Origin of the sequence: Acidimangrovimonas pyrenivorans (genome assembly GCF_042643245.1) — a bacterium.
GTDB lineage: Bacteria > Pseudomonadota > Alphaproteobacteria > Rhodobacterales > Rhodobacteraceae > Acidimangrovimonas > Acidimangrovimonas pyrenivorans.
Genome location: NZ_JBHRSK010000015.1, coordinates 1 through 24,507, shown reverse-complemented (window position 1 = coordinate 24,507; position 24,507 = coordinate 1). Strand labels below are relative to the sequence as shown.

The following is a 24,507-nucleotide window of genomic DNA, read 5'->3' as shown; positions in this document are numbered from 1 at the left end:
CCGGCGAGGCTGACGTAACGCCGCTGTTGACAGCCGGCGCGGCGACGGGACCATTGGAACGGCAAGGGGAGGACGGCCCGGAACTGGGCCGGAGGGAGAGAGATGCCGCTGGGCATTTTGCTGATACTGGTGGCCGGTGGCATTACCGGCATCGTGCTGCTGCTGCATTTGACGGGTCATTCGCGCCCGTTCGAGATCGACGGCGAAGCGACGGCGCGGCGCGAATGGCTGCGCCACAATCCCGGCGACGAGATCCGCGAGGCGCATGTCGCCCCGGGCGGGCGGGCCGCGCTGATCGTCACCACCCAAGGCGCCGGTCTGCTGTGGTCCTTCGGTGCCGACACCACGGCCCATGACCTGCGCCGCGCCCGCGTGCGCCAGGTCCGGCGCGGGCTGCGCGTGATCTTCGGCGATTTCGCCGCCCCTTCCGTCACCCTGCGCCTGCCGCCCGAGGCCCGGGCGCACTGGGCCGCCCGCATTGAAGGAGCCGCGTCATGAGCCCGCATTACCCGGACGTCGTCAAGCTGGCCGTGCCCGGCTTCATCGCCCTCATCCTGATCGAGTTCCTGTGGATCGCGCTCAAGCGCCGGGGTGGCCGCTACGAGACCCGCGACGCGCTGACCTCGCTGCTGATGGGGGCGGGCAACGTCGCCGAGGGGATCATCCTCGGCTTCGTCACCTGGGGCTTCTTCATGGCCCTGTGGCGGGTCACGCCGCTCGACCTCGGCACCTCGTGGTATGTCGTCGTGCTGTGCTTCGTGCTCGACGACCTGCGCTACTACTGGGTGCACCGCTTCGGCCACCGCTCGCGCTGGGTCTGGGCCAGCCACGTCAACCACCATTCCAGCCAGCACTACAACCTGACCACGGCGCTGCGGCAGACCTGGACCGGCACCTTCACCTTCATGATGGTGGTGCGGGCGCCGCTGATCCTGCTGGGCTTCCACCCGGCGATGGTGCTGTTCTGCGGCGGGCTCAACCTGATCTACCAGTTCTGGATCCATACCGAGGCGATCGGGCGGATGCCGCGCTGGTTCGAGGCGGTGATGAACACGCCCAGCCACCACCGCGTCCATCACGGCCGCAACCCGCGCTACCTGGACGCCAACTATGCCGGGGTCTTCATCGTCTGGGACAAGCTGTTCGGCACCTACGTGCCCGAGCTGGACGAGGAAAAGCCGGAATACGGGCTGGTCCACAACCTCGGTACCTTCAACCCGCTGCGGGTGGCGTTCCACGAATGGGTCGGGCTGTGGCGCGACGTGCTGCAGCCGGGCCTGACCCTGCGCCAGCGGTTCATGTATGCCGTGGCGCCGCCGGGCTGGAGCCATGACGGCAGCCGCGAGACCTCGGAGGGCATCAAGCGCCGCCACCTGGCCCGCCACCCCGAGGCCACGGGCTCGCCGGGCTTCGAGGACGCCTGAGCGCCGCGCATCCCGTCTCGCGTCAGGCCGAGGCCTGTGGCGTTTCTGGGCCGCCGTAGGTGCGCGCCTCCAGCGGTTCCGAGGCGATGGCGTCGCGCAGCGCATCGACGACCAGCCGCTCGGCCCGGCTCAGGCGGCGGCGCGGGTTGGTGACGAGGTGGATGTCGACCGCCGGCGCATCCGAATAGGGCGGCAGCCGCCACAACAGCCCGTCGCGGACGTCGCGCTCGACGACATGGACCGGCAGCGGGCCGATGCCGAGGCCGCAGCGGATCATCCGCTGCACCTCCTCAAGCTGGATCGACTGGCCGACGACGCGCAGGTCGAGCAGGTGCTGCTGTCGCAGCTGGGCCACCGGCCGCAGCGCGTCGCGCAGGTCGTCGGTCTCGAAGGACACGGAATCGCAGTTGCGCAGGTCCTCCAGCCGCAGGTTCTCGCGCCCGAACAGCGGATGCGGCGGGCCGCAATAGAAGCCGAAGAACTCGCGATAGAGCACATCGTAGTCGAGCAGCGGCAGCTTGCGGTTGACCAGGCAGATGCCCAGCGTCGCGTGCTGGTCGCGGACATCCTCGGCGACGGCGGCGCTGGAGCGGATCCGCATCCGGTAGCTGATCCCCGGATGCTTGCGGTAGAGATCGGTCAGCACCCGGTCGAGGATCGGCGTCGTCACATGCGAGGCGAGGTGGATGGTGACGCTGCCCGAGATCTCGCGCGCGGCCGAGGTCGTCGCCTCCTTCAGCCGGGCGATGTCGCCGTAGATGTCGACGCAGCGGGCATAGAGCTCGCGCCCCGCCGCCGTCAGCCGGAAGGAACCGCCGCCGCGCTCGATCAGCCGCATGCCCAGCTCGGTCTCGAGCCGCTGCAGCGCCAGGCTGACCGCGGGCTGGCGCCGCAACAGGCGGCTGGCGGCGCGGGTGATGCTGCCCTCCTCGGCGATGACGACGAAGGTGCGCAGCAGGTTCCAGTCCAGATTGGTGACGAACTTGCCGTCGGGACCGTCGGGGGTGCGGTCGAGGGTATTGATTGGGTTAATGTCGTCCATTGTGATTATGAATTTTGTCAATTTCGGGTCGGCATGCAATAGCTAGGGCACACACTTGGTAAAAGTGCAGGGAGCGTATGGCCGTAGAAGCCGCGAAATTCGACAAACGCCCGTGGCTGCTGCTCAGCCCCGCGCTAATCGCCATCACGGCCCTGGTCGTGATCCCGATGTCCTTCATCCTGGTCTACTCGTTCTACGAGAACGTCGACCTTGCGGTGGACGTGCCGGCCTTCCAGTTCGGCAACTGGTCCGACATCTTCACCGACAACTACTACCACGTCGCGATCTGGAAGACCTTCCGGCTGTCGCTGATCGTCACCGTGCTGGCCGCGATCCTGGGCTATGTCCCGGCCTATTTCATCGCGATGACGCGGTTCACCAAGAAATGGATGCTGCTGCTGCTGCTGATCATGCCGTTCTGGGTCAGCTTCATCATCCGGACCTTGAGCTGGATCCACATCATGGGCAACGAGGGGGCGATCAACAGCCTGCTGCTCTATCTCGGCCTGATCGATAAGCCGATCCAGATGATGTATAACGAATTCGCGGTGATCGTCGGCTTCATCCACGTCTTCCTGCCCTACATGATCCTGAACATCTATGTCAGCCTCGAGGGCATCGACCGCAATCTCGAGCCGGCCGCCCGCACCCTGGGCGCGACGCCGTGGCAGGCCTTCCGCGAGGTGACGCTGCCGCTGTCGCTGCCGGGGCTCGCCGCCGGCTCGCTGCTGGTCTTCGTGCTGACCGCGGGCAGCTATGTCACGCCGCTGATCCTCGGTGGTCCCAACGACTTCCTGTTCGGCAACCTGATCTACGATTCGGTGATCACCGAGCTGAACTGGCCGATGGGCGCGGCGCTGTCCTTCACCCTGCTGGTGCTGCTGGGGCTGGTGGTGGTGGTCTATAGCCGTGTGATGGGGCTCAAGCAGCTCTCCAAGGCCTTCAGCTAGGGAGATGAAGATGCGCGCCTGGTCCCTCATCCGTTTCTACACGATCGCCGTCTACATCTTCATGTTCGCGCCGATCGCCGTCGTCCTGCTGCTGGCCTTCAACAGCTCGGAATTCGCCTCCTTCCCGATGACCGGCTTCTCGCTGCGCTGGTTCTACAAGCTGTTCGAGAACGAGGCCATCGTCCGCGCCTTCAAGACCTCGATCGAGCTCGGCCTGATGGTCGCCGTGATCTCGACCACGCTGGGGGTGATGGCCTCGATCGCGCTGGTGCGCTACAAGTTCCGCGGCAAGGACCTGATCACCACCTTCCTGATCTCGCCGGTGCTGGTGCCCGAGACGGTGCTGGCGGTCGGCATGCTGATCTTCCTGCGCTACCTGCACATGCCGCGCAGCTTCGGGCTGCTGCTGGTCGGCCATTCGATCATCGCGCTGCCCTTCGTGGTGCTGGTGGTCCAGGCCCGGCTGGTGGGGATCAAGCGCGAATACGAAGAGGCGGCGCGCTCGCTCGGCGCCAACCCGCTGCAGACCTTCTTCACGGTCACGCTGCCGCTGCTGCTGCCGGCGGTCTTCGCCGGGGCCCTCTTCGCCTTCACCATTTCCTTCGACAACATCACCGCGACGATCTTCTGGCGGCCGTCGGGGATGGAGACGGTGCCGACCCAGATCTTCGGGATGCTGCGCAATTCGATCAGCCCCGAGATCAATGCGCTCGGCTTCGTCATGATTTGTGTAACCGTGGGTGTGCCGCTGCTGGCGGGCGGTCTGGCACGCTATTTCGCAAACAAAAAAACAGTACCCGCCATCCAGCAAGGAGAGTAAGTGAGATGAAAAAGATGGACAGCACCACCCGGCTTGAACGGCTGCGCGAAGCCGTCGGCAACGGCGACGTCGACCGTCGCTCGTTCCTGAGCCTGCTCGGCGCCGCCGGCGTCACCGCCGGCCTCAGCGGCGGCATCATGGCCGGCCTGGCCCGCCAGGCCCATGCCGCGGGCACCGACCTCTACTTCGAGGGCTGGGGCGGCGTCGTCAGCGAGGCGCTGCGCAAATACGCCTTCGACCCCTACGAGAAGGCCACCGGCAACAAGGTCGTCGACTCGACCTTCGGCGGCGAGAAGGAGGTCCTGACCAAGATCAAGGCCGCCGGCAACACCAGCGGCCACAACATCCTGCATAGCTCGGGCGTCGACTGGTACAAGCGCTGGACCGACAACGGCTATGGCGTGAAGCTCGACATGGCGAAGATCCCGAACTTCGCCAACGTCATGGATTCGATCGTCGAGCCGTTCCGGAAGATCACGCCCGACTACCTGTCGGCCGTGCCCTACGACTACGGCACCACCGGCATCGCCTACAACACCAAGCATATCAGCAAGGAAGATGCCGAGGCCCAGGGCGCCAACATCCTGCTCAACCCGAAATACAAGGGCAAGATCGGCGGCTGGGGCGGCGACTGGGCCAACCGCGCCTGGTTCGGCGCGCTGCAGTCGGGCCAGGACCCGAACAACATCCAGGACTGGGATGCGGTCTGGGCCAAGGTGCGCGAGATGCGCGCGCTGGTGCTGAAATACTGGGGCTCGGGCGCCGAGCTGATGGACCTGCTGGCGAAAGAGGAAATCTGGGTCACCGAGGCCTGGTCGGGCCGGGTCGCCGCGCTGCAGGCGCAGGGCCATCCGATCGGCTACTTCGATCCCAAGAACGGCCTCGCCTGGATGGAGTCGATGTTCGTGCTCAAGGGCTCGCCGATGGACGAGGCCGAGGAGCTGCTGAACTTCATGCTGGCGCCGGAAACCGCGCTCGCCGTGGCCGCCGGCCAGAAATACCCGTCCTCGCTCGACCCGACCAAGGTCAAGATGCCCGACAGCGTCACCTCGCTGCCGGCCTTCGACCCGACGGGCAAGCTGGACGCGCTCACCTTCCGCGACCCGGTCAAGTGGAACGCGGTCGAGAAGGAAGAAAGCAAGATGTGGAACCGGGTCAAGAAGGGCGCCTGAGCGCCCGCGACCGACCGGAAGGCGCGGGGCTCGCCCGCGCCTTCCTCTCCAAAGAACAACGCAAAGGGATAGGGCGGCAGCATGGCGCGCGTCGAACTGAAAGGTCTGACCAAATCCTTCGGGGCGGTGAAGGCCGTGCAGGAGGCCAACATCACCTTCGAGGAGGGCTCTTTCACCACCCTTCTCGGGCCGTCGGGCTGTGGCAAGACCACGATCCTGCGGATGATCGCCGGGCTGGAAACGCCCACCAGCGGAGACATCCTCGTCGCCGGCAACCGGGTCAACGAGGTGCCAATCCACAAGCGGAACCTGGGCATCGTGTTCCAGAACTACGCCCTGTTTCCCCACCGCACGATCGGCGAGAACATCGCCTTCGGCCTGAAATACCGCAAGGTGCCGAAATCGACCTTTGCCGAGAAGGTGCGCACCGCGCTCGACGTGGTCCGCCTGCCGGGGGTCGAGGACCGATATCCGAGCCAGCTTTCCGGCGGCCAGCAGCAGCGCATCGCGCTGGCCCGCGCCATCGTCATCGAACCCGACGTGCTGCTGCTTGACGAGCCGCTCTCGGCCCTCGACGCCAACCTGCGCGAGGAGATGCGGGTCGAGCTGAAGGCGATCCAGCACCGCATCGGCGTGACCTCGGTCTTCGTCACCCACGACCAGTCCGAGGCGCTGGCCATGTCGGACCGCATCGTGGTGATGAGCGCCGGCAATGTCGAGCAGATCGGCGAACCCGAAGAGGTCTACAACCGGCCCGCCAGCGAGTTCGTCGCCGATTTCCTCGGCGCCTCGAACATCGTCGAGGCGAAGGTCGGCAGCAAGGATGCCAGCGCCGTGGTGCTGGAAGTCGACGGCTTCGGCGCCGTGCCGGTGCCGGCCGACCGCGCCGCGACCATCGGCAGCGGCCCCGCCGCCAAGCTGATGATCCGGGCCGAGAAGCTGAAGCTGAGCGCCGGCCCGGCGGCGGAAGGGCGGATCTCGTCGCCCGCGACGGTCGAGGCGGTGGACTACCAGGGCCAGCTCGCCCGCTATTTCCTGCGTGTCGGCGACCGCCAGTACCAGGTGATGAACATGATCGAGGGCCACCCGTTCCATGCCGGCGCCGAGGTCACGCTGAGCTTCGATCCGGCCGATTGCGCCGCCCTGCCGATGGAAGGCTGAAATGTCGAACCTGTTCTACCAGTCGCGGCTGGAGCGGCCCACGCTCGACCGTGCCGAGGGCCTCTACCTGTGGGACAAATCCGGCAAATGCTACCTTGACGGCTCGTCCGGGGCGATGGTGTCGAACATTGGCCATTCCGATCCGCGCGTGCTCGAGGCGATGCGCCGCCAGATGGACAAGTCGACCTTCGGCTACCGGCTCCATTTTGCCTCGGACGTTGCCGAGGAACTGGCCACCCGCACCGCCGCGCTGGCGCCCGAGGGGCTGAACAAGGTCTTCTTCGTCTCGGGCGGCTCCGAGGCGGTCGAGAGCACGCTGAAGCTGGCGCGGCAATACGCGCTCGCCCGCGGCGAGGGCCAACGCTGGAAGGTGATCTCGCGCTTTCCCAGCTATCACGGCAGCACCCTGGGTGCGGCCACGGTCACCGGCATGGCGCTGTTCAGCGCGCCCTTCGCGCCGATGATGGTGCAGATGCCCAAGATCCCGGCGCCGCGCGCCTATCTCGACGGGCTCGACCCGAACGATCCGGCCACCGGCCGCCACTATGCCGACATGCTGGAAGAGGCGATCCTGCGCGAAGGCGCCGAGACCGTGCTGGCCTTCATCGTCGAGCCGGTCGGCGGCGCCTCGACCGGGGCGCTGGTGCCACCGCCGGGCTACATGGCGCGGATCCGCGAGATCTGCGACCAGTATGGCGTGTTGCTGATCCATGACGAGGTGATGACCGGCGGCGGCCGCACCGGCAAGTTCTTCGGCGGCGAGCATTGGGAGGGCAAGCCCGACCTGATCTCGATCTCCAAGGGCTTCGGCGGTGGCTACGTGCCGCTGGGCGCGATGATCGCGCGCGACGACATCGTCGAGGCGGTGCTCGACCATGGCGGTTTCCAGCACGGCTTCACCTATGCCGGCAACCCGCTGGCCTGCGCCGCCGGCAATGCCGTGCTCGACGTCATCGAGGAGGACGGGCTGGTCGCCAATGCCGCCGCCCAGGGCGAGGTGCTGAAGGCCCGGCTCGAGGCGCTGATGCAGCGCTTCGACTTCATCGGCGACGTCCGCGGCAAGGGGCTGTTGACCGCCTTCGAGCTGGTCTCGGACCGCGAGACGCTGGCGCCGCTGCCGCGCGACCTGAACGCCTATACCCGGCTGGTCGACATCGCCTATGACATGGGCCTGATCATCTATTCGCGCCGCACCCGCGGCGGCTATGTCGGCGATCATTTCCTGGTCTGCCCGCCCTTGATCGTCGGCGAGGACGGCATCGACGAGATCATGACCAAGCTGACCGCCGCGCTCGAGGCGTTCGCCGCCGAGGCGGGCCCGCGGTTGCGGGAGGCGGGCTGAGCATGACCGCCGCGATTACCCTTGCCGGGCCGGGCGACATCGCCGTGCTGGCCGAGATGCTGACCCGGCTGGCGACCGATCTTGAGGCGGGCGAGAAGTTCCGGGGCACGCCCGAGGCGCTGGCCCGCTACGGCACCGGGCCGGACGCGCTGTTCCGGGCGCTGATCGCGCGGAACGGCGGTCGGGCCGAGGGCTTCGCGCTGTTCTTCCCGCATTTCTCGACCTGGCGCGCCCAGCCCGGCGTCTATGTCCAGGACCTGTGGGTCGCGCCCGAGACCCGCGGCAGCGGGCTCGGCGAGCGGCTGCTGGCCGCCACCGCCCGCCATGCCGCCGAAGGCTGGGGCGCACGCTACCTGATGCTGTCGGTCGACGCGCAGAACGGCGGCGCCCGGCGGTTCTATGAACGGCTCGGCTTCCGCCCGCAAAAGGACGACCGGCCGATGGCGCTGGAGGGCGACGCCTTCGCGCGGCTGCGGGGCACGGAGGCCGCGGCATGAGATTTTCCGACAAGACCACGACGATGGCAGAGGCGATCGCCCGGATCGGCGACGGCGCGACGATCATGCTGGGCGGCTTCGGCGTTCCCGGCACGCCGTTCGAGCTGATCGCGGAACTGGTCCGGCAGGGGCCGCGCGGGCTGACCATCATCAAGAACGACGCCAACGAGACCGGCATGGGCGTCGACCACCTGCTCGAGGCAGGCCTGGTCAAGCGCCTGGTCTCGACCCATATCGGCCTCAACCCGCGCGCCATCTCGCTGATGAACGAGGGCAAGCTCGAGGTCGAGTTCTGCGCCCAGGGCATCATGGCCGAACGCATCCGCGCCGGCGGCGCCGGTCTGAGCGCGATCATCACCGATATCGGGCTGGACACCGAACTGGCCGTGGGCAAGCAGCTGGTCGAGATCGACGGCCGCCGGGGCGTGGTCGAGACCGCGCTGCGGGCCGATTTCGCCCTGCTCCATGCCGAGACCGCCGACCCGTTCGGCAACCTCTCCTACGCCGCCACCGCGCGCAACTTCAACCCGCTGATGGCGATGGCCGCGGACCGGGTGATCGCCGAGGCCGAAAACGTCGGCCCGCTCGGCGTGCTGGCGCCGAACCAGATCCACACTCCGGGCCCCTTCGTCGACCATGTCGTGCCGATGGCGGCCGTGACCGAGGAATACGCCGTTGTCCGACGCTAGCGTGCAATTGCAGCCCCGAGACCGCCTTGTCGCCCGCGCCGCCCGCGACATCGCGCCGGGCATGGTGGTCAACCTTGGCATCGGGCTGCCGACCAAGGTGATCGGCCACCTGCCGGCCGATTACCCGGTCTGCCTGCATTCCGAGAACGGCATCGCCGGCATCGGCCCGGTGCTGGGTTTCGACGCCGCCGACCGCAACCTGATCGACGCCGGCGGCGCCTATGTCTCGACGCTGCCCGGCAGCTCGTTCTTCGACTCCGCCACCTCCTTCGCGCTGGTGCGCGGCGGCCGGCTCGACCTGACCATGCTGGGCGCCTTCGAGGTTTCGGCCAAGGGCGATCTGGCCAACTGGAAGATCCCCGGCCTGTTCACCCCCGGCATCGGCGGCGGCATGGAGCTGGCACAGAAGGCGCGGCGGGTGACGGTGCTGACGACCCATCTCGACCGCAAGGGCCAGTCGAAGATCGTGCCGGAATGCACCCTGCCGCTGACGGCGCGGGAATGCGTCGACCGGATCATCACCGACATGGCCGTGATCGACGTCACCGGGGACGGGCTGGTGCTGCGCGAGCTCCGCGCCGGGCTGACCGTCGAGGAGATCCGCGCCGCCACCGCCGCCCCGCTGATCGTGCCCGACGGCACCCTGCCCGAATTCTGAGGTTCCCATGGACGACAAGCTGCAATCCGCCATCCTCAAGGCCGTCGACGACCGCTTCGACGCCGAGGTCGAATTCCTGTCCGAGCTGACGGCGCATCCCTCGACCCGCGGCAACGAGCAGTCGGCGCAGGACTTCATGGCGGGCGAACTGGCCGGGCGTGGCTACGAGGTCGACCGCTGGCAGATCGACGTCGCCGACATCCGCGACATGCCCGGCTTCTCGCCGGTCATCGGCAATTACGACGACGCGGTGAACGTGGTCGGGGCCCACCGGGCGCGCGGCAGCGGCCGGTCGCTGATCCTGAACGGCCATATCGACGTGGTGCCCGAGGGGCCGCATGACATGTGGGACACGCCGCCCTACCAGCCACGGGTCGACGACGGCTGGATGTATGGCCGCGGGGCAGGGGACATGAAGGCCGGTCTGGCCGCCAACCTGTTCGCGCTCGACGCGCTGAAGGCGACCGGGCACCAGCCGGCGGGCGACGTCTTCTACCAGTCGGTGGTCGAGGAGGAATGCACCGGCAACGGCGCGCTGGCCTGCCTGCAGCGCGGCTACCGCGCCGACGCGGCGCTGATCCCCGAGCCCTTCGCCGAAAGCCTGGTGATGGCGCAGGTCGGCGTGATCTGGTTCCAGGTCCATCTCAAGGGCCTGCCGGTCCATGTCGCCTATGCCGGCACCGGCTCGAACGCGATCGAGGCGGCGGTGCCGCTGATCTCGGCGCTGCACGCGCTCGAACACCGCTGGAACGCCGCCGACCGCCGGCCGGCCGATTATGCCCATATGGACCACGCGCTGAACCTGAATATCGGCAAGATCGAGGGCGGCGACTGGACCAGCTCGGTCCCGGCCTGGTGCGTCTTCGACGTCCGCATGGGGGTCTTCCCGGGCCAGGACATGGCCAAGGCGCGGGCCGAGATCGAGGAAGTGCTGCGCCAGGCCGCGCGCGACAACGACTTCCTGCGCAACAACCAGCCCGAGATCGTCTATCACGGCTTCCAGGCCGAGGGTTACGCGCTGTCGCAGGACAAGAGCGAAACCGCGGCCAGGGCCATCGGCGCGCTCGAGGCGGCGCATGGCGCGGTGACCGGCGGCACGCTCGACAAGCTGGCGATCACCGCCACCACCGACGCGCGTTTCTTCGGCCTTTATGCCGACACCCCGGCGCTGGTCTACGGCCCGCGGGCCGAGGCGATCCACGGCTTCAACGAGCGGGTGGAGCTGGAGAGCATCCGCCGCACGACCCAGTCCATCGCCCTGTTCATCGCCGACTGGTGCGGGCTGGAAACGCTCTAACTCACACACAAATCCAAGGAGAGCCGGATGCGCGAGGCCGTCATCGTCTCAACCGCACGCACGCCGATTGCCAAAGCCTATCGCGGCGCGTTCAACGATCTCGACGGGGCCAGCCTGGCGGCCCATTCGCTGCGCGCGGCGGTCGCGCGGGCCGGCGTCGCCGGCGAAGAGATCGAGGACGTGATCCTCGGCTGCGCTCTGACCCAGGGCGCGACCGGCGTCAACGTCGCTCGCCACGCGGTGATGGCGGCGGATCTGTCGGTGACGGTGGCCGGCGCGACCATCGACCGGCAATGCGCCTCGGGCCTTTCCGCCATCGCCCAGGCGGCGCAGCGCATCGTCATGGACGGGGCGCAGGTGACCGTCGGCGGCGGGCTCGACTCGATCTCGCTGGTGCAGAACAACACCTTCAACACCCACCGCGCCCGCGACCGGCATGTCTCGGAGACGCGGCCGGAATACTATCTCAGCATGATCGAGACCGCCGAGATCGTCGCCGAACGCTATGGCGTTACGCGCGAGATGCAGGATGCCTATGCGCTGCAAAGCCAGAGCCGCACCGCCGAGGCACAGCAGGCGGGCCGGTTCGATGACGAGATCGTGCCGGTGACGGCGGTGAAGCTGGTCACCGACAGGCAGACCGGCGAGACCACGCCGCAGGAGGTCACGCTGAGCGCCGACGAATGCAACCGCCCCGGCACCACGCTGGAGGGGCTGGCCGCGCTGAAACCGGTGGCCGGCCCGGACGGGGTGGTGACGGCGGGCAATGCCAGCCAGCTTTCCGACGGCTCCAGCGCCGCGGTGCTGATGGAGGCCGGCGAGGCGGCGAAGCGCGGGCTGGCGCCGCTGGGCGCCTATCGCGGCATGGTGGTGGCGGGCTGCGCGCCCGAGGAAATGGGCATCGGCCCGGTCTTCGCCATCCCGCGCCTGCTCGAACGCCACGGCCTGGCGCTGGACGATGTCGGGCTGTGGGAGATCAACGAGGCCTTCGCCTCGCAGCTGCTCTACTGCCGCGACCGGCTCGGCATCCCCGACGACAAGCTCAACGTCAATGGCGGCGCGATCTCGATCGGCCATCCCTACGGCATGAGCGGCGCCCGCATGGTCGGCCACGCGCTGATCGAGGGCCGGCGGCGCGGTGTCCGCCATGTCGTCGTCAGCATGTGTGTCGGCGGCGGCATGGGCGCGGCCGGCCTGTTCGAGGTCTACTGAGCCACCGCCTGCAGCAGCCGCTCGGCCGAGCCGAAGGCGAAGGTCCAGCCCAGCGAGCCCTGGCCGGCAGTGACGAACAGGTTGTCGGCGCCGGCCCTGCCGATCATCGGCAGGTCGTCCGGCGTCTGCGGCCGCAGCCCGGCCCAGGCCTCGGGCGCCGCGTCGTACTCGGCGGCGCCGGGCATCAGGCTGCGGCCCTTGTCGCGCAGCAGGGCGCATTCGGCATCGGTCGGCGTGGTGTCGTCGGTGAAGGCGGCGAAGCCCGCCACCCGCACCCGATCGCCCAGCCGCAGCACGACGAACTTGCCGCCCGCATCGGTGACCGACAGCTCGGGCGCCGCCGGACCGGCGGGATAGGTCAGCGACACTCCGCGGACGCCGACGAGGGGCTTGCGGCCGCGGAAGCGCGGCAGCAGTTCCGCCGCTCGCCCGGTGGCCAGCACGAAGAGGTCGGCGGGGATATCGCCCTGCGGCGTCGCCAGCGCCTGGACAAGGCCGTTCCGCCGGACCAGCCCCGTCGCCTTGGTGCCGAAGCGGACCTCTCCCCCCAGCCTGTCGCGCAGCACCCCGACCAGCCCGGCGCAGAAGGCGCGGCAATCGCCCAGCTCGGCGTCGGGCAGGTGGATCGCCCCGGCGATCGGCCGCGCGGTGCCCTGCAAGGCCGGTTCGCGGGCCAGCGTCTCTTCGGCCGTCAGCACGGCATGGCGGCCGCCGAACCGGGCCTGGAAGTCGGCCGTTCGGGCGGCGGCGGCCAGCGCCGCCTCGGTCGGATGGACGATCAGCTTGCCGGGCCGGCGCCAGTCGAAGGCGAGGGGGTGGCGGTCGAGAAAGCCGTGGAAGGCGGGTTTCGACAGCCGCGCCAGCTCCAGCATGTCGCGGGTGTTGCGCCGCCACGCCGACGCGCTGCACTGGCGCAGGAAGGCCAGCGCCCAGGGCCAGTTTCCCGGCGCCGCCAGCCCGAGCGCGCCGACGCCCTGGCTACGGTCGGCCAGCGTCTTCGGCAGCGATTTCAGGAAGCCGGGCGAGCCCATGGCGCTAACCCGGTCGAACAGCAACTGGCCGGCATTGGCGTGGCTCGAGCCGTCGCCGGGCCCGTCGCGCGCCTCGATCACCGTCACCCGGTAGCCGCTTTCGGCCAGCCGGCAGGCGCTGGTCAGGCCGGTGATCCCGGCCCCGACGACCACGGCCCGAAGGCCCTTGTCCCGCACCATCCCGCCTCCCGGGCTGCCTGTTCGAGGCAACGGCTAGCATGCGCGGGCGGCCCCGGCAATGCTGCCGGCGGCTCAGCCGAGAAGATCGCGCAGGGTGCGGTGGAAGATCCGCGTGCCGATCGGGATCAGGCTGTCGGGAAAGTCGAAATCGGGATTGTGCAGCGCCGGGCTGTCGGGGCCGGAGCCGAGCAGGAACATCGCCGATTTCGCGGCGCCGCCGAAGCGGCCGAAATCCTCGGAGGCGCGCATCGGCAGGTTGTCGGCGTCATGGCCGATGCCCTCGCTGTCCAGCGCCCGGCGCAGCACCGCGACCGCCTCGGCATCGTTGCTGCAGGCCAGGAACAGGTCGTGCTGCGAGAAGGCAACGTCGAGCCCGGCGGCGGCGGCCTCGGTGCGGGCCAGCTCGGTGGCGCCGTGCAGCAGGCCGGTCAGGTCGTCGTCCTGCAGCGCCCGCAGGGTCAGCCACAGCTCGGCCGCGCCCGGCGCGATGCCGAAGGCGGGCTCGCCCATCGTCACATGGGTCAGGGTGGCCAGCCGGAACCCGGGCGTCAGCGCGCCGCCAGGTCCGAGCGCGGAAAGCGCCGGGATCAGCCGGGCCAGCGCCGGGGCGGGCGAAGTGCCGTCGTCGGGCGTCGAGGCATGGGCGGTGCGGCCGGTCAGGGTGATCTTGAGCCCGACCGAGGCGCAGTTCGCCGGCCCCTCGGCCAGCGAGACCCGGCCCAGCGGCAGCCCCGGCATGTTGTGCAGCGCGAAGGCCCAGTCGGGCGCGATGGCCGCGAATTGCGGATCGGCCAGCACGGCCGCCGCGCCGGCGCCGTTCTCCTCGGCCGGCTGGAACAGCAGCACGGCGCGGCCCCGGGCGGGGCGCTGCCGGGCCAGCAGCCGGGCCAGCCCGACGAGGATCGTCGAATGGCCATCATGGCCGCAGAGATGGCCCTTGCCCGGCACCTCCGAACGGTAGGGCAGGTCGGAGATCTCCTCGATCGGCAGGGCGTCGAGCTCGGAGCGGATCAGCACCGTCGGCCCATCCGCGTCCCCGTCGAACACCGCCGCGACGCCGTGGCCACCCAGCTCTGTCACCACCCGGTCCGGGGCGCAGGGCGCGAGCGCCCCGATGATGGCCTGCGCCGTGCCCGCCTCCTCGCCCGACAGCTCGGGCCGGCGATGGAGGCTGCGCCGAAACTCGGTCAGTTCGACGATGTCGTGATTGGTCAGCGGCATTGGGGGTCCTCTGTCGGGCTTCGGCCAGACCGTTATAAGGCGGGCCGCCCCGACCGCAACGGGGCGGCCGCAGGCAATATCCTTGCCGTCCCTTGGCGCGGGCCGGCGCGGTCTTGCCTCGTCGCCGGCGCATCCTATATCTCGGTGACGGTGCTGGCGGCCGTCCGGTGGCCATCTGCGCCACGCTGGCGCGGGCCATGTTCCCGTTCATAAAACCTTCGCCTTCCGCGGGTAATGAGCTGCGACAACAGCCACGTTGACGTGAGGGCGCTGTCCGGGGGCGTGACATTCGGCATCGGAGCGGCTATACCCGCACTCTGCCTTTCAAGCGGGCGCCCGGCTGCAATGCTGTCAGGGCGCTGGCGGCACATTTTGGACCCTCCGACGCTATCCTGCGGGGCGGTCTCATATAACAAGAACAAAAAGGAGATGGGATAAGATGAGCAAGAAGACTGCTGAAGTCATTTTGAAGGGTCGGCCTCTGCCGGCCGAGACGCCGAAGAACGACGTCACTCTGCGGGAGCCGCCCAAGGAGAAAGAGACCGACTGGGCGCACCTGCGCCACACGCAATACGCGACCTACGCGTAACGCCGCCGCCCCTTGCCGTCATTGCGGACGGCAAGGGCAATCCCCTCCCGCCGACGATCCCCTTTTCCCGACATCGACGATCTCAGCCACGCAGCGGCGTCCCGCCCCGGCGCGATTGCGCCTGTCCGGAACCTCGCGCAGCGGCCGCCGGGACGGCGGCGAAGCGGCTATTCGACCCGGCGGTCGGGGGCGAAGAGATAGAGCGCGAGGCAAAGCGCGAGCAGCCCGGCGAAGAACAGGAATATGGTGGAATACTGGCTTGTCGCCGCGCCGTCGATGGCGGCGGGCAGGCGGCCGGTGACGACCTGCAGCGCCCCGGTGCCGCCGATGCCGATCAGGGTCAGCAGGGTGACGCCGCGGCCGACGAGATGGGGCGGCAGGAAGCTGCGGCCATGGGCCATCACGGCGGGGTAGGAGGCGCCGGTGAAACCGAGCGCCGCCAGCCCGATCACGGTCGGTCCCAGCCCGGCCGCCGGGAACAGGCCCAGCATGAGCAGGCTGCCGCAGGCCAGCAGGTTGCCGCCGAAAACGCCCCATTTGCGCGAGCGGAGCAGCCGGTCGAGCGGGCCATAGGCGAAGTTGCCCGCGACCATGGCCAGCCCCATGACGAGGCTTGCGGTGCCGATCCCGCCGGCGTCGAGGCCGTAGACATCGCCCAGATAGGGGCCGACCCAGAGCCCGCGGATATTGGCCGCCGGGGCGTAGCCCGCGATCATCATCGGCGCGATCAGCCACAGCGCGCGCTCGCGCAGCAGGTCGCGCAGGGTGCCGGCGCCGCCGTGATGGTGCAGCTTTTCCGGGTCGCGGATGAAGCGGGCCAGCGCCGCCGCCACCGCCAGGGTGAGCGCCGCCAGCCCCAGCACCGTCGCCCGCCAACCGAAGGCGGCGACGGCCCAGGCCAGGGGCAGGGTGCCGGCGATATTGCCGAAGGAGCCGAAGCCGATCGACAGTCCGGCCAGCGTCGCGAACATCGCCGGCGGGAATTCGCGGGCATAGATGTAATAGGCGGCGACCAGGACCGGGGCGCAGCCGATGCCGATCAGGATCATCGCCACGGTGATCGCCCCCGGCCCCTGCGCCACCGCGAAAAGCAGCGCCCCGCCGCCGGCACAGAGCGCCAGCGGCACCGAGGCGGTCAGCCGCGGCCCGATCCGGTCGAGCGCCCAGCCCACCGGCAGCTGCGCCAGCGCGAAGGCGACGAACCACAGGCCCGAGGCGCGGGCGAGGCTTTCGGCCGTGGCGCCGATATCGTGGATCAGGTAGGGCGTCAGGACCGCTAGGAAGGCGCGGTAGAACTGGCTGAGGACATAGCCCAGCACCAGAAACACGATCCCCTTCGACACGCGCGCCGTCCTCCCCGGGCCGCACTCTGTCCCAAGCCCCGGACGGGGGCAAGACCGTCCGCGACGGGCTTGCTAGTCGCCGTTGCGCCTGCCCGCGGCGCGGCGCCGGATCGAGGCGCGGCCCGCGCGCTGCGGCTCGGCCCTTGCATTGGCCGCCTCCAGCTCGGCGGTCATCCAGTCGATGAAGGCGCGCACCAGCGGCGTCTTCTGAACCTCGGGCCGGCAGGCGAAGAAGAAGCTGTCGCGGGCCGGGATCGCCTTGTCGAAGGGAATGATCAGGGTGCCGCGGGTCAGGAAATCGGCCACCGTCAGGGTGTCGCCCAGGGCGACGCCGAAGCCGTGGCTGGCCGCCTGCAGCGCCAGGCTGGCATCGGTGAGGGAGTGCTGGCGGGCGCGGAACGGCAGCTCGGCCCCGGCGGCGACCAGCCAGCTCTGCCATTCGCGCCCGCTATCGGCATGGACCAGCGTGTGGCCCTCGAGATCGCGGACCGAGCGCAGCGGGCTGGCGTTGAGCAGCAGCGGGCTGACCACCGGGAACAGGTCGAGCTTGGACCACAGCGTGACCCAGGCGTCGGGCCAGGTGCCGTCGCCGTAAAGGATGCACAGATCGGCGTCGGGGCCGTGGATCTCGGCCGGGTCGTTGGAGCCGAACAGGGTCAGCTCGACATCGGGGAAGGCGTCGGCGAAGCCGGCGATGCGCGGCAGCAGCCAGAACGAGAGCAGCGCCGGCACGCAGGCGATGCGCAGGGCGCCGCGGGTCTCGGGCCGGCCGAGCTGGGCGGTGGCCCCGGCGATGGTGTCGAAGGCCTCGGTGACCGAGGCGAGGAAGGGTGCCGCCTGCGCCGTCGGGTGCAGCCGCCGGCCGCGCTTTTCGAACAGGGCGAGGTCCAAGGTCGCCTCGAGGCTGCGGATCTGGTGGCTGATCGCGCCCTGGGTGACGTTCAGCTCGCGCGCGGCGCCGGCAATGCTGCCGGTGCGGGCGGTGGCCTCGACGGCGCGGAGCGGGTTCAGGGGCGGGAGGCGTGGCGGCATGCGGAATCCATAGTTGAGATAATCTCAACTATTATATGGCATGCTTGTCAATTGACTTTGCCGTTACCCGATCTAGGCTTGTCGTCAAGCCGCGCCAAGGCGGTGGGCCGACAGCAGAGAGGAACGCATGACCGATTTCCCGGCGGAGCTGGAGCGTTTGCGCGCGAAATACGGGGCGGATCAGGGCGGCGAGACCCATGATCCCGAATTCGCCCGGGTCGCCGACAAGATCTTTTCCGGCGGCAAGCGCCCGGCGCCCTATGCCGGCGTGCCGACCTTCCTGACCGCGCCGCACCGCCCGGTCGATCCGGTCGCGCCCGATTTCAGCGGGTTGCAGGTGGCGATTTCCGGCGTGCCGATGGATCTTGGCGTCACCAACCGCCCCGGCAGCCGCTTCGGCCCGCGCGCCCTGCGCACGATCGAACGGGTCGGGCCCTACCATCACGTGCTGAAATGCGCGCCGCTGTTCGACCTGGCGGTCGCCGATGTCGGCGACGCGCCGCTGGCGACGCGCTATTTCCTCGACCGGTGCCATGCCGACATCGAGGCCTGGATCGGCAAGATGGTCGCAGCCGGCGTCGCGCCGCTGACCGTCGGCGGCGACCATTCGATCACCCACCCGATCCTGCGCGCCGTCGGCCACGACCGACCGGTCGGCCTGATCCATATCGACGCCCATTCCGATACCGGCGGGCCGTTCGACGGCCAGAAGTTCCACCATGGCGGGCCGTTCCGCAACGCGGTGCTCGACGGCGTGCTCGACCCGGCGCGCACGGTGCAGATCGGCCTGCGCGGGCCGGCCGAATACATGTATGAATTCGCCACCGACAGCGGCATGACCTGCCTCCATGCCGAAGAGGTCGACCGCATGGGCCTCGACGCCGTCATCGCCAGGGCGCGGGCGGTCGTCGGTGACGGCCCGACCTATATCAGCTTCGACGTCGACAGCCTCGATCCGGCCTATGCGCCGGGCACCGGCACGCCCGAGATCGGCGGCCTGACCCCGCGCGAAGTGCAGGCGATACTGCGCGGCATGAAGGGCGTCGACGTGGTCGGCGGCGACGTCGTCGAGGTGGCGCCGCAATACGATGCGACAACCAATACTGCGCTTGCGGGGGCGCAGATCCTGTTCGAGATCCTCAGCCTGATGGTATTCTCGCCCAGTATTAAGAACCAGAACCTCCCCGCGTGACCAACAGACAGGAAGGTACAATGAAAAAAGTCATGACGATGAACCGCCGTGCCGTGCTTGGCGCCGGTGTCGCCTCGGTGGCCGCGCTTTCGGCCCCGACCGTGCTGCGCGCCGCCGATCGGAGCATCAAGATCGGCGTCTACGGCGGCTATTTCAAGGAAAGCTTCGACAAGCACATCTTCCCCGCCTTCACCGAGGCGACCGGGATCGCCGTGAACTCGGTGGCCGAGCCGACCGGCGAGGCCTGGCTGGTCCAGCTCCAGCAGGCCGCGCGCGCCGGCCAGGCCCCGGCCGACCTGTCGATGATGAGCCAGGTCTCGATGCTCAAGGGCCAGCAGAGCAATCTCTGGGCCAAGCTCGACGAAGCCCGGCTGAAGAACCTCGGCAACCTGCTGCCGCAATTCATCAACCGCTATGACGACGGTTCGCTGTCCGGTGTCGGCGCGGTGGCCTGGTACATCACCCTGGTGTCGAACACCGATGTCTTCCCGACCGCCCCGACCAGCTGGGCCGCGCTGTGGGAAGACGACAAGAAGGACAAGCTGGGCCTGCTGGCGCTGGTCACCAACAGCTTCCTGCTGGAAGTCACCGCCAAGACCTTCATGGGCGGCACCGGCGCGCTGGATACCGAGGAAGGCATCCTCAAGGCGCTGAACAAGCTGGCCGAGCTCAAGCCGAATGTCCGGCTGTGGTATCGCGACGAGGCCCAGTTCGAGCAGGCGCTGAAATCGGGGGAGATCCCGATGGGCCAGTATTACCACGACGTCACCGGCCTCGCCATCGCCGACGGCTTCCCGGTCCGCTCGACCTTCCCGAAAGAGGGCGGCATCTCGGACAGCGGCGCCTGGGCGCTGAGCCGGGCCAGCAAGAAGGCCGACGAGGCCCATGTCTTCATGGACTACTTCTGCCAGCCCGAGGTCCAGTCGACCGTGTCGCGCAAGGTCGGCACCGCGCCGACGGTCAAGCGCAACCTGCTCGACCTGACCGACGAAGAGTTCGCCGCCTGCAGCTCGGACATCGACCCGATCATCCCGCGCTACGATCTCTACTCGACCAAGACCGACTGGCTGAACCAGAAATGGACCGAGATGATCGTCGGCTGAGCCGGCAATCCGTGAACGACCCGCGGCCCCGGGGCGGGGCCGCGGCTGATGAGGAGAGACCATGTCGGGCCTTGAGCTGCGGGACGTGACCAAGCTGTTCGGATCCTTCCGGGCGGTGAACGATGTGAGCCTGAGCGTGCCCAACGGCCGCTTCGTCTGCCTGCTGGGCCCGTCGGGCTGCGGCAAGACCACGCTGTTGCGGATGATCGCCGGGCTCGAGGAGCCCGATGGCGGGCATATCCTGCTTGACACCGAGGACCTGACGCGGGTGCCGACGCACAAGCGCGACCTCGGCATGGTGTTCCAGTCGCTGGCGCTGTTTCCGCACCTGACGGTGGGCGAGAACATCGCCTACCCGTTGCGCCTGCGCCGCCGGCCGAAGGCCGAACAGCGGGCGCGGGTGGCGGAACTGCTGGAACTGGTGCGGCTGCCCGGCATCGCCGACCGCCCGGTCGCCAAGCTTTCCGGCGGCCAGCGCCAGCGGGTGGCCATCGCCCGGGCGCTGGCGCTGTCGCCGCGCCTGTTCCTGCTCGACGAGCCGCTCTCGGCCCTCGACGCCAAGCTGCGCGAGGCGATGCAGATCGAGCTGCGCCAGCTGCAGCAGCGACTGGGGATCACGACGATCGTCGTCACCCATGACCAGCGCGAGGCGATGACCATGGCCGATCTGGTCGTGGTCATGGGCGAGGGCCGCATCCGTCAGGCCGCGCCGCCGGTCGAGATCTACCGCAACCCGGCCGACGCCTTCGTCGCCGATTTCATCGGCACCACCAACCTGATCCCGCTCAAGGGCGGCAAGCTCTTGGGCGCGCCGCTGGCCGGAGCCACGGAAGGCATGGTGTCGATCCGGCCCGAGGATGTCGTGCTGACCGACGAGGGGCAGGCGCCCGTCACCGGCCGCGTCGCCTTCGTCCGCGACCTCGGCGCGACGGTCGAGACCTTCATCGAGGTCCAGGGCCAGACCCTGACCGCCGCCAGCTCGCCGCGCCACCGCCACAGGCTGGCCGTCGGCGATGCCGTCGGCATCGAGCTGCCGGCCGAGTCCTGCGTGGTGCTGCCGGCATGAGGCGCGAACCGCCCCGCCGCCTGCGCGACTACGCGCCGATCGCCTGGCCGGCGGCGATGCTGGTGGTGTTCTTCGTCATTCCCTTCGCGACGATGATCGCGGTCAGCTTCTTCCAGCGCGACCCCGCCGCCTTCTATACCCCGGCCTTCGTCTTCTCGAATTACGAACGCTTCCTGACCCCGTTCTTCGCCCGCATCCTCGGCTTCTCGCTGTTCCTGGCGATGCTGGTGGCGGTGGTGGCGGTGACCATCGCCTTCCCCTTCACCTGGTCCCTGGTGCGGCTGCCGCGCCGGCGCCAGGTGGTCTGGCTGGTGGCGATCCTGTCGGTGCTGTCGCTGTCCGAGGTCATCATCGGCTTCGCCTGGTCGACGCTGTTCTCGCGCACCGCCGGGCTGACCAACCTCTTGGTGATGCTGGGCATCATGGCCAAGCCGGTGGCGCTGACGCCGGGCTTCGGCGCGGTGCTGACGGCGATGGTCTACCAGGCGTTGCCCTATACGGTGCTGGTGCTCTACCCGGCGCTGGCCCGGCTCGACCCGGCGCTGACCGAGGCCGCCCGCTCGATGGGTGCCAGCCCGGCGCGGGCCTTCCTGACCGTCGTCGTCCCGGTCTGCCGCAACACCATCGTCGCGACGCTGGTGATGGTCTTCGTCTTTGCGCTGGGCGCCTACCTGCTGCCGCAGATCCTCGGCCGGCCGCAGCACTGGACCCTGTCGGTGATGATCACCGATCAGGCGGTCTACCAGTCGAACATGCCCTTCGCCGCGGCGATGGCGGTGTTCCTGGTCGGCGTCAGCCTGTCGCTGGTGGCGCTGGTCGCCTGGCTCGGCCGGCGGGAGGGCGCGCAATGATCGGACGTCTGTGGCGGGTTGCCGTCGGCATCTTCCTGGCGCTGCCGCTGATCGTGGTGGCCGGCGTCTCGATCAACGAGAAGCAGAACCTGTCCTTCCCGCCCAAGGGCTTCTCCCTGGGCTGGTACGCGCAGATCTTCACCGATGACGGCTGGCGCGCGGCGCTGATCAACTCGCTCTGGCTCGCCGCCGCATCGGCGGTGCTGGCGGTGTCGATCGCGCTGCCGCTGTCGTGGTTCCTGTGGCGCCGGGTAGCGCCCTGGGCGCGGCTGGTGCAGATGCTGGGCCTCGCCCCCTTCGTGCTGCCGCCGGTGATCACCGCGCTCGGCTTCCTGTCCTTCTGGGCCACCACCGGGCTTTACGGCCACCAGTGGACGGCGGCGATCAGCCACGGCATCTTCTTCACCACCCTGCCGCTGGTGACGCTGACGCTGGGCTTCTCGTCGATCGACCGCAGCCTGACCGAGGCGGCCTCGACCATGGGCGCCGACGATCGGCAGGTGTTCCGCACCGTCGTGCTGCCGCTGATCGTGCCCTACCTGATCTCGGGCTTCGCCTTCGTCTTCGTGCTGTCGCTGAACGAATATATCGTCGCCTACATGACCGTGGGCTTCGTCATGGAAACCCTGCCGATCAAGATCTTCAACGCCCTGCGCTACGGCTACACGCCGACCATGGCCTCGGTCTCGCTGCTGTTCGTGGCGGTCGCCGCGGTGATCTTCGCGCTGGTGGCGCTGTTCGGCAACCTGCCGCGGCTCCTGGGCGCGCCGGGAGAGGAGCGGCATTGATGAAGATCGCCGTGGCCCAGATGTCCGCGGTGCCGGGCGATGTCCCCGGCAACCTGCGCAAGATCGACGCCGTGGCGGCGCGGGCGGCCGAGGCCGGGGCAAAGCTGCTGCTGACGCCCGAGCTGATCCTGCCGGGCTACGGCGCCGCGAAGGCGATGGCGGAACTGGCCGAGCCCGTCGACGGCCCGCAGGGCGAGGCGCTGGCCGAGATCGCGGACCGCCACGGACTGGCCGTGGTCGCCGGCTTCGCCGAGGCCGCCGACGGGGCGGTGTTCAACTCCGCCCTGTTCACCGACGGCACCCGGGCGGTGGTCTACCGCAAGTCGCATCTCTACGGCGATTACGAGCGCGGCCTGTTCCGCCCCGGCCCGCCGGAGGCGGCGACGGTCGAGCATGGCGGGCTCAAGTTCGGCCTGCTGATCTGCTATGACGTCGAGTTCCCCGAGAATACCCGCCGGCTGGCCCGGGCCGGGGTCGACGTGGTGCTGGTGCCGACGGCGCTGCCCGCCGGGGCCTCGGCCGATTTCATCGCCCAGCGGATGATCCCGGTGCGCGCCTTCGAGAACCAGGTCTTCGTCCTCTACGCCGATAATTGCGGCGCCGATGGCCGTTTCACCTATGGCGGCCAGTCCCATGTCGCGGCGCCGGACGGGGCGACGCTGGCGTTGGCCGGGCCCGAGGCGGAGGAACTGCTGATCTGCGAGATCGAGCCGGCTACCTACGAGACCTCCCGCGCCGAGAACACCTACCTGCGCGACTTGCGGGTCTGAGGGCTGTGACGCCACGGCCGCGTCTGTAGACATGATCCCGCGGTTGTCCGTTTGTCCAGCGCACGAAGGCCCCCGATTGCCAGGGCGTGGGCGGCTGATGCGTTTCGGGCTGGTCACCGCACTCCGCGCGAAATGGGGCTGGTCAAGCGGGGGCGCTTGAGACAGTTTGGCCGCGGAAACCTAGTCCGCGCCATGAAATCATCGCGATCCCTTTCCACGCCCCGGCGCCCACTGAAGTACTCGTTACTCTGCGCCGGGCCCTGACCGGCAATCTCTGAACGATGCCGCGGGGGTCCCGAATGCCCTGCAGGAGCCCAGACGCCAGATGTTCTTCATCGCCTCCAAGATCGTCTGGGCCCTTCTGCGTCCCGAAACGCTCCTGGTCTATGCCCTGGGCGGCGGCTTGTTCGCCCTGCTGCGCGGCCGCCGCCGGCTCGGGATCGGCCTCGCCGGCGGCGGCTTGCTCTGTTTCGTCCTTCTTGCCGCCCTGCCGCTTGGCGATGTGCTGATCCGGCCGCTGGAGACCAGATACCCCGCCAATCCGCCGGTGACGGATGTGCGCGGCATCATCGTGCTGGGCGGGGGAGAGCAGGCCGACCTGTCGCGCTACTGGCGGGTTCCCCTGGTCAACGGCGCGGGCGACCGTTTCCTGGCCGCGCTTGCGCTGGCGCAGCGGTTTCCCGACGCGAAGCTGCTCTTCACCGGCGGCCGTGGCAGCCTCGATCAGGCCGGGCCGGCGGGGGCCACGGTCGCGCGGGAGATTTTCCTGTCGGCCGGCCTGTCGCCCGACCGGCTGATCCTGGAGGGCAAGTCGCGCAATACCGCCGAGAATGCCCGCTTTTCCCGTGCCATGGCGGGCGGCGACGATCGCGGCACCTGGCTCCTGGTCACCAGCGCCGCCCATATGCCGCGCGCGATGCAGGCCTTCTGCGCTGCCGGCTGGAACGGGCTGGTCGCCTGGCCGACCGACTTCCGCAGCCTGCCCTTCCGCTTCGACTGGGGCTGGCGGCTGCCCCGGCATCTCGAGACGCTGGACTTCGCCGCGCATGAATGGCTCGGTCTTCTGGCCTACCGCCT

General features: G+C 69.1%; 25 protein-coding genes. 20 read left to right on the top strand and 5 right to left on the bottom strand.

From position 1 onward, the window contains the following. Positions 1–102: 102 nt before the first annotated feature. Together ACFOES_RS16650 and ACFOES_RS16645 are read left to right on the top strand one after the other, a co-directional pair. On the top strand, positions 103–498 hold the full coding sequence (locus ACFOES_RS16650) for a hypothetical protein (RefSeq protein ID WP_377834495.1): 396 nt from the start codon (positions 103–105) through the stop codon (positions 496–498). Beyond that, entirely contained in the window at positions 495–1,424 is a 930-nt protein-coding gene (locus tag ACFOES_RS16645; RefSeq protein ID WP_377834494.1) for a sterol desaturase family protein, read from the top strand. The genes ACFOES_RS16650 and ACFOES_RS16645 overlap by 4 nt, the downstream gene beginning before the upstream one ends. A 22-nt stretch (positions 1,425–1,446) precedes the next feature. Here ACFOES_RS16645 and ACFOES_RS16640 read toward each other — a convergent pair whose 3' ends face one another. Beyond that, complete coding sequence (locus ACFOES_RS16640) at positions 1,447–2,466, bottom strand: LysR family transcriptional regulator (protein WP_377834493.1); 1,020 nt, start codon at positions 2,464–2,466, stop codon at positions 1,447–1,449. Between the two features lie 77 nt (positions 2,467–2,543). Here ACFOES_RS16640 and ACFOES_RS16635 point away from each other — a divergent pair, with 77 nt between their 5' ends. The 10 genes from ACFOES_RS16635 to ACFOES_RS16590 all read left to right on the top strand — a co-directional run bounded on the left by ACFOES_RS16635 (position 2,544) and on the right by ACFOES_RS16590 (position 12,264). Continuing rightward, on the top strand, positions 2,544–3,416 hold the full coding sequence (locus ACFOES_RS16635; protein ID WP_377834492.1) for an ABC transporter permease: 873 nt from the start codon (positions 2,544–2,546) through the stop codon (positions 3,414–3,416). Positions 3,417–3,426: 10 nt separating this feature from the next. After that, positions 3,427–4,236 (top strand): ABC transporter permease, encoded by an 810-nt coding sequence (locus tag ACFOES_RS16630; protein ID WP_377834491.1) that lies wholly within the window; start codon positions 3,427–3,429, stop codon positions 4,234–4,236. Between the two features lie 5 nt (positions 4,237–4,241). Further along, entirely contained in the window at positions 4,242–5,408 is a 1,167-nt protein-coding gene (locus tag ACFOES_RS16625) for an ABC transporter substrate-binding protein (RefSeq protein WP_377834490.1), read from the top strand. Positions 5,409–5,489: 81 nt separating this feature from the next. Then, positions 5,490–6,569, top strand: a complete 1,080-nt coding sequence (locus ACFOES_RS16620; RefSeq protein ID WP_377834489.1) for an ABC transporter ATP-binding protein — start codon at positions 5,490–5,492, stop codon at positions 6,567–6,569. A 1-nt stretch (position 6,570) separates the two neighbouring features. Further along, the gene (locus ACFOES_RS16615; RefSeq protein WP_377834488.1) at positions 6,571–7,911 is read left to right on the top strand and encodes an aminotransferase family protein; all 1,341 of its coding nucleotides are present in this window, start codon (positions 6,571–6,573) and stop codon (positions 7,909–7,911) included. Positions 7,912–7,913: 2 nt separating this feature from the next. Continuing rightward, positions 7,914–8,408 (top strand): GNAT family N-acetyltransferase, encoded by a 495-nt coding sequence (locus tag ACFOES_RS16610; RefSeq protein WP_377834487.1) that lies wholly within the window; start codon positions 7,914–7,916, stop codon positions 8,406–8,408. Next, positions 8,405–9,097 carry a CoA transferase subunit A gene (locus tag ACFOES_RS16605; RefSeq protein WP_377834486.1) on the top strand — a complete coding sequence of 231 codons (693 nt, stop codon included), beginning with the start codon at positions 8,405–8,407 and terminating at the stop codon, positions 9,095–9,097. Before ACFOES_RS16610 ends, ACFOES_RS16605 begins: the two co-directional genes overlap by 4 nt. Beyond that, entirely contained in the window at positions 9,084–9,755 is a 672-nt protein-coding gene (locus ACFOES_RS16600; RefSeq protein WP_377834485.1) for a 3-oxoacid CoA-transferase subunit B, read from the top strand. The genes ACFOES_RS16605 and ACFOES_RS16600 overlap by 14 nt, the downstream gene beginning before the upstream one ends. 7 nt (positions 9,756–9,762) lie before the next feature. Then, on the top strand, positions 9,763–11,052 hold the full coding sequence (locus ACFOES_RS16595) for an ArgE/DapE family deacylase (RefSeq protein WP_377834484.1): 1,290 nt from the start codon (positions 9,763–9,765) through the stop codon (positions 11,050–11,052). 27 nt (positions 11,053–11,079) lie between these two features. Continuing rightward, on the top strand, positions 11,080–12,264 hold the full coding sequence (locus tag ACFOES_RS16590) for an acetyl-CoA C-acyltransferase (protein WP_377834483.1): 1,185 nt from the start codon (positions 11,080–11,082) through the stop codon (positions 12,262–12,264). On the opposite strand, the gene ACFOES_RS16585 is transcribed toward ACFOES_RS16590, so the two are convergent. Both ACFOES_RS16585 and ACFOES_RS16580 read right to left on the bottom strand, forming a co-directional pair. Beyond that, complete coding sequence (locus tag ACFOES_RS16585; protein ID WP_377834482.1) at positions 12,258–13,475, bottom strand: FAD-dependent oxidoreductase; 1,218 nt, start codon at positions 13,473–13,475, stop codon at positions 12,258–12,260. The two genes, ACFOES_RS16590 and ACFOES_RS16585, sit on opposite strands and share 7 nt — an antisense overlap. 72 nt (positions 13,476–13,547) lie before the next feature. Beyond that, entirely contained in the window at positions 13,548–14,696 is a 1,149-nt protein-coding gene (locus ACFOES_RS16580; RefSeq protein ID WP_377834481.1) for an amidohydrolase, read from the bottom strand. A gap of 439 nt (positions 14,697–15,135) precedes the next feature. On the opposite strand from ACFOES_RS16580, the gene ACFOES_RS16575 reads away from it, so the two are divergent. Beyond that, positions 15,136–15,285 carry a hypothetical protein gene (locus tag ACFOES_RS16575; RefSeq protein ID WP_377834480.1) on the top strand — a complete coding sequence of 50 codons (150 nt, stop codon included), beginning with the start codon at positions 15,136–15,138 and terminating at the stop codon, positions 15,283–15,285. Between the two features lie 167 nt (positions 15,286–15,452). On the opposite strand, the gene ACFOES_RS16570 is transcribed toward ACFOES_RS16575, so the two are convergent. Both ACFOES_RS16570 and ACFOES_RS16565 read right to left on the bottom strand, forming a co-directional pair. Next, on the bottom strand, positions 15,453–16,628 hold the full coding sequence (locus tag ACFOES_RS16570) for an MFS transporter (protein WP_377834479.1): 1,176 nt from the start codon (positions 16,626–16,628) through the stop codon (positions 15,453–15,455). 72 nt (positions 16,629–16,700) lie between these two features. Next, positions 16,701–17,660 carry a LysR substrate-binding domain-containing protein gene (locus ACFOES_RS16565; RefSeq protein WP_377834478.1) on the bottom strand — a complete coding sequence of 320 codons (960 nt, stop codon included), beginning with the start codon at positions 17,658–17,660 and terminating at the stop codon, positions 16,701–16,703. A gap of 127 nt (positions 17,661–17,787) precedes the next feature. On the opposite strand from ACFOES_RS16565, the gene speB reads away from it, so the two are divergent. The 7 genes from speB to ACFOES_RS16530 all read left to right on the top strand — a co-directional run. After that, positions 17,788–18,852 (top strand): agmatinase, encoded by a 1,065-nt coding sequence (gene speB / locus ACFOES_RS16560; protein ID WP_377834477.1) that lies wholly within the window; start codon positions 17,788–17,790, stop codon positions 18,850–18,852. 20 nt (positions 18,853–18,872) lie between these two features. Next, positions 18,873–19,955 (top strand): ABC transporter substrate-binding protein, encoded by a 1,083-nt coding sequence (locus tag ACFOES_RS16555; RefSeq protein WP_377834476.1) that lies wholly within the window; start codon positions 18,873–18,875, stop codon positions 19,953–19,955. Positions 19,956–20,016: 61 nt separating this feature from the next. Then, positions 20,017–21,021 (top strand): ABC transporter ATP-binding protein, encoded by a 1,005-nt coding sequence (locus tag ACFOES_RS16550; RefSeq protein WP_377834475.1) that lies wholly within the window; start codon positions 20,017–20,019, stop codon positions 21,019–21,021. After that, positions 21,018–21,872 carry an ABC transporter permease gene (locus ACFOES_RS16545; RefSeq protein WP_377834474.1) on the top strand — a complete coding sequence of 285 codons (855 nt, stop codon included), beginning with the start codon at positions 21,018–21,020 and terminating at the stop codon, positions 21,870–21,872. Before ACFOES_RS16550 ends, ACFOES_RS16545 begins: the two co-directional genes overlap by 4 nt. Then, positions 21,869–22,660 carry an ABC transporter permease gene (locus ACFOES_RS16540; RefSeq protein WP_377834473.1) on the top strand — a complete coding sequence of 264 codons (792 nt, stop codon included), beginning with the start codon at positions 21,869–21,871 and terminating at the stop codon, positions 22,658–22,660. The genes ACFOES_RS16545 and ACFOES_RS16540 overlap by 4 nt, the downstream gene beginning before the upstream one ends. Next, a complete protein-coding gene (locus ACFOES_RS16535; RefSeq protein WP_377834472.1) occupies positions 22,660–23,430 on the top strand; it encodes a carbon-nitrogen hydrolase family protein in 771 nt (256 codons plus the stop codon). The genes ACFOES_RS16540 and ACFOES_RS16535 overlap by 1 nt, the downstream gene beginning before the upstream one ends. 325 nt (positions 23,431–23,755) lie before the next feature. Next, positions 23,756–24,507, top strand: a 752-nt coding sequence (locus tag ACFOES_RS16530) for a YdcF family protein (protein WP_377834471.1), incomplete at its 3' end; no start/stop codon positions are given.

Excerpts from the sequence above, each read along its gene's own strand:
- ACFOES_RS16635 (WP_377834492.1), top strand. The coding sequence starts at position 2,544 with ATGGCCGTAGAAGCCGCGAAATTCGACAAACGCCCGTGGCTGCTGCTC.
- ACFOES_RS16645 (WP_377834494.1), top strand. The coding sequence starts at position 495 with ATGAGCCCGCATTACCCGGACGTCGTCAAGCTGGCCGTGCCCGGCTTC.
- ACFOES_RS16545 (WP_377834474.1), top strand. The coding sequence starts at position 21,018 with ATGAGGCGCGAACCGCCCCGCCGCCTGCGCGACTACGCGCCGATCGCC.
- ACFOES_RS16580 (WP_377834481.1), bottom strand. The coding sequence starts at position 14,696 with ATGCCGCTGACCAATCACGACATCGTCGAACTGACCGAGTTTCGGCGC.
- ACFOES_RS16590 (WP_377834483.1), top strand. The coding sequence starts at position 11,080 with ATGCGCGAGGCCGTCATCGTCTCAACCGCACGCACGCCGATTGCCAAA.
- ACFOES_RS16620 (WP_377834489.1), top strand. The coding sequence starts at position 5,490 with ATGGCGCGCGTCGAACTGAAAGGTCTGACCAAATCCTTCGGGGCGGTG.
- speB (WP_377834477.1), top strand. The coding sequence starts at position 17,788 with ATGACCGATTTCCCGGCGGAGCTGGAGCGTTTGCGCGCGAAATACGGG.
- ACFOES_RS16585 (WP_377834482.1), bottom strand. The coding sequence starts at position 13,475 with ATGGTGCGGGACAAGGGCCTTCGGGCCGTGGTCGTCGGGGCCGGGATC.
- ACFOES_RS16565 (WP_377834478.1), bottom strand. The coding sequence starts at position 17,660 with ATGCCGCCACGCCTCCCGCCCCTGAACCCGCTCCGCGCCGTCGAGGCC.
- ACFOES_RS16540 (WP_377834473.1), top strand. The coding sequence starts at position 21,869 with ATGATCGGACGTCTGTGGCGGGTTGCCGTCGGCATCTTCCTGGCGCTG.
- ACFOES_RS16555 (WP_377834476.1), top strand. The coding sequence starts at position 18,873 with ATGAAAAAAGTCATGACGATGAACCGCCGTGCCGTGCTTGGCGCCGGT.
- ACFOES_RS16575 (WP_377834480.1), top strand. The coding sequence starts at position 15,136 with ATGAGCAAGAAGACTGCTGAAGTCATTTTGAAGGGTCGGCCTCTGCCG.
- ACFOES_RS16595 (WP_377834484.1), top strand. The coding sequence starts at position 9,763 with ATGGACGACAAGCTGCAATCCGCCATCCTCAAGGCCGTCGACGACCGC.
- ACFOES_RS16625 (WP_377834490.1), top strand. The coding sequence starts at position 4,242 with ATGAAAAAGATGGACAGCACCACCCGGCTTGAACGGCTGCGCGAAGCC.
- ACFOES_RS16640 (WP_377834493.1), bottom strand. The coding sequence starts at position 2,466 with ATGGACGACATTAACCCAATCAATACCCTCGACCGCACCCCCGACGGT.
- ACFOES_RS16615 (WP_377834488.1), top strand. The coding sequence starts at position 6,571 with ATGTCGAACCTGTTCTACCAGTCGCGGCTGGAGCGGCCCACGCTCGAC.
- ACFOES_RS16535 (WP_377834472.1), top strand. The coding sequence starts at position 22,660 with ATGAAGATCGCCGTGGCCCAGATGTCCGCGGTGCCGGGCGATGTCCCC.
- ACFOES_RS16550 (WP_377834475.1), top strand. The coding sequence starts at position 20,017 with ATGTCGGGCCTTGAGCTGCGGGACGTGACCAAGCTGTTCGGATCCTTC.
- ACFOES_RS16650 (WP_377834495.1), top strand. The coding sequence starts at position 103 with ATGCCGCTGGGCATTTTGCTGATACTGGTGGCCGGTGGCATTACCGGC.
- ACFOES_RS16610 (WP_377834487.1), top strand. The coding sequence starts at position 7,914 with ATGACCGCCGCGATTACCCTTGCCGGGCCGGGCGACATCGCCGTGCTG.
- ACFOES_RS16605 (WP_377834486.1), top strand. The coding sequence starts at position 8,405 with ATGAGATTTTCCGACAAGACCACGACGATGGCAGAGGCGATCGCCCGG.
- ACFOES_RS16630 (WP_377834491.1), top strand. The coding sequence starts at position 3,427 with ATGCGCGCCTGGTCCCTCATCCGTTTCTACACGATCGCCGTCTACATC.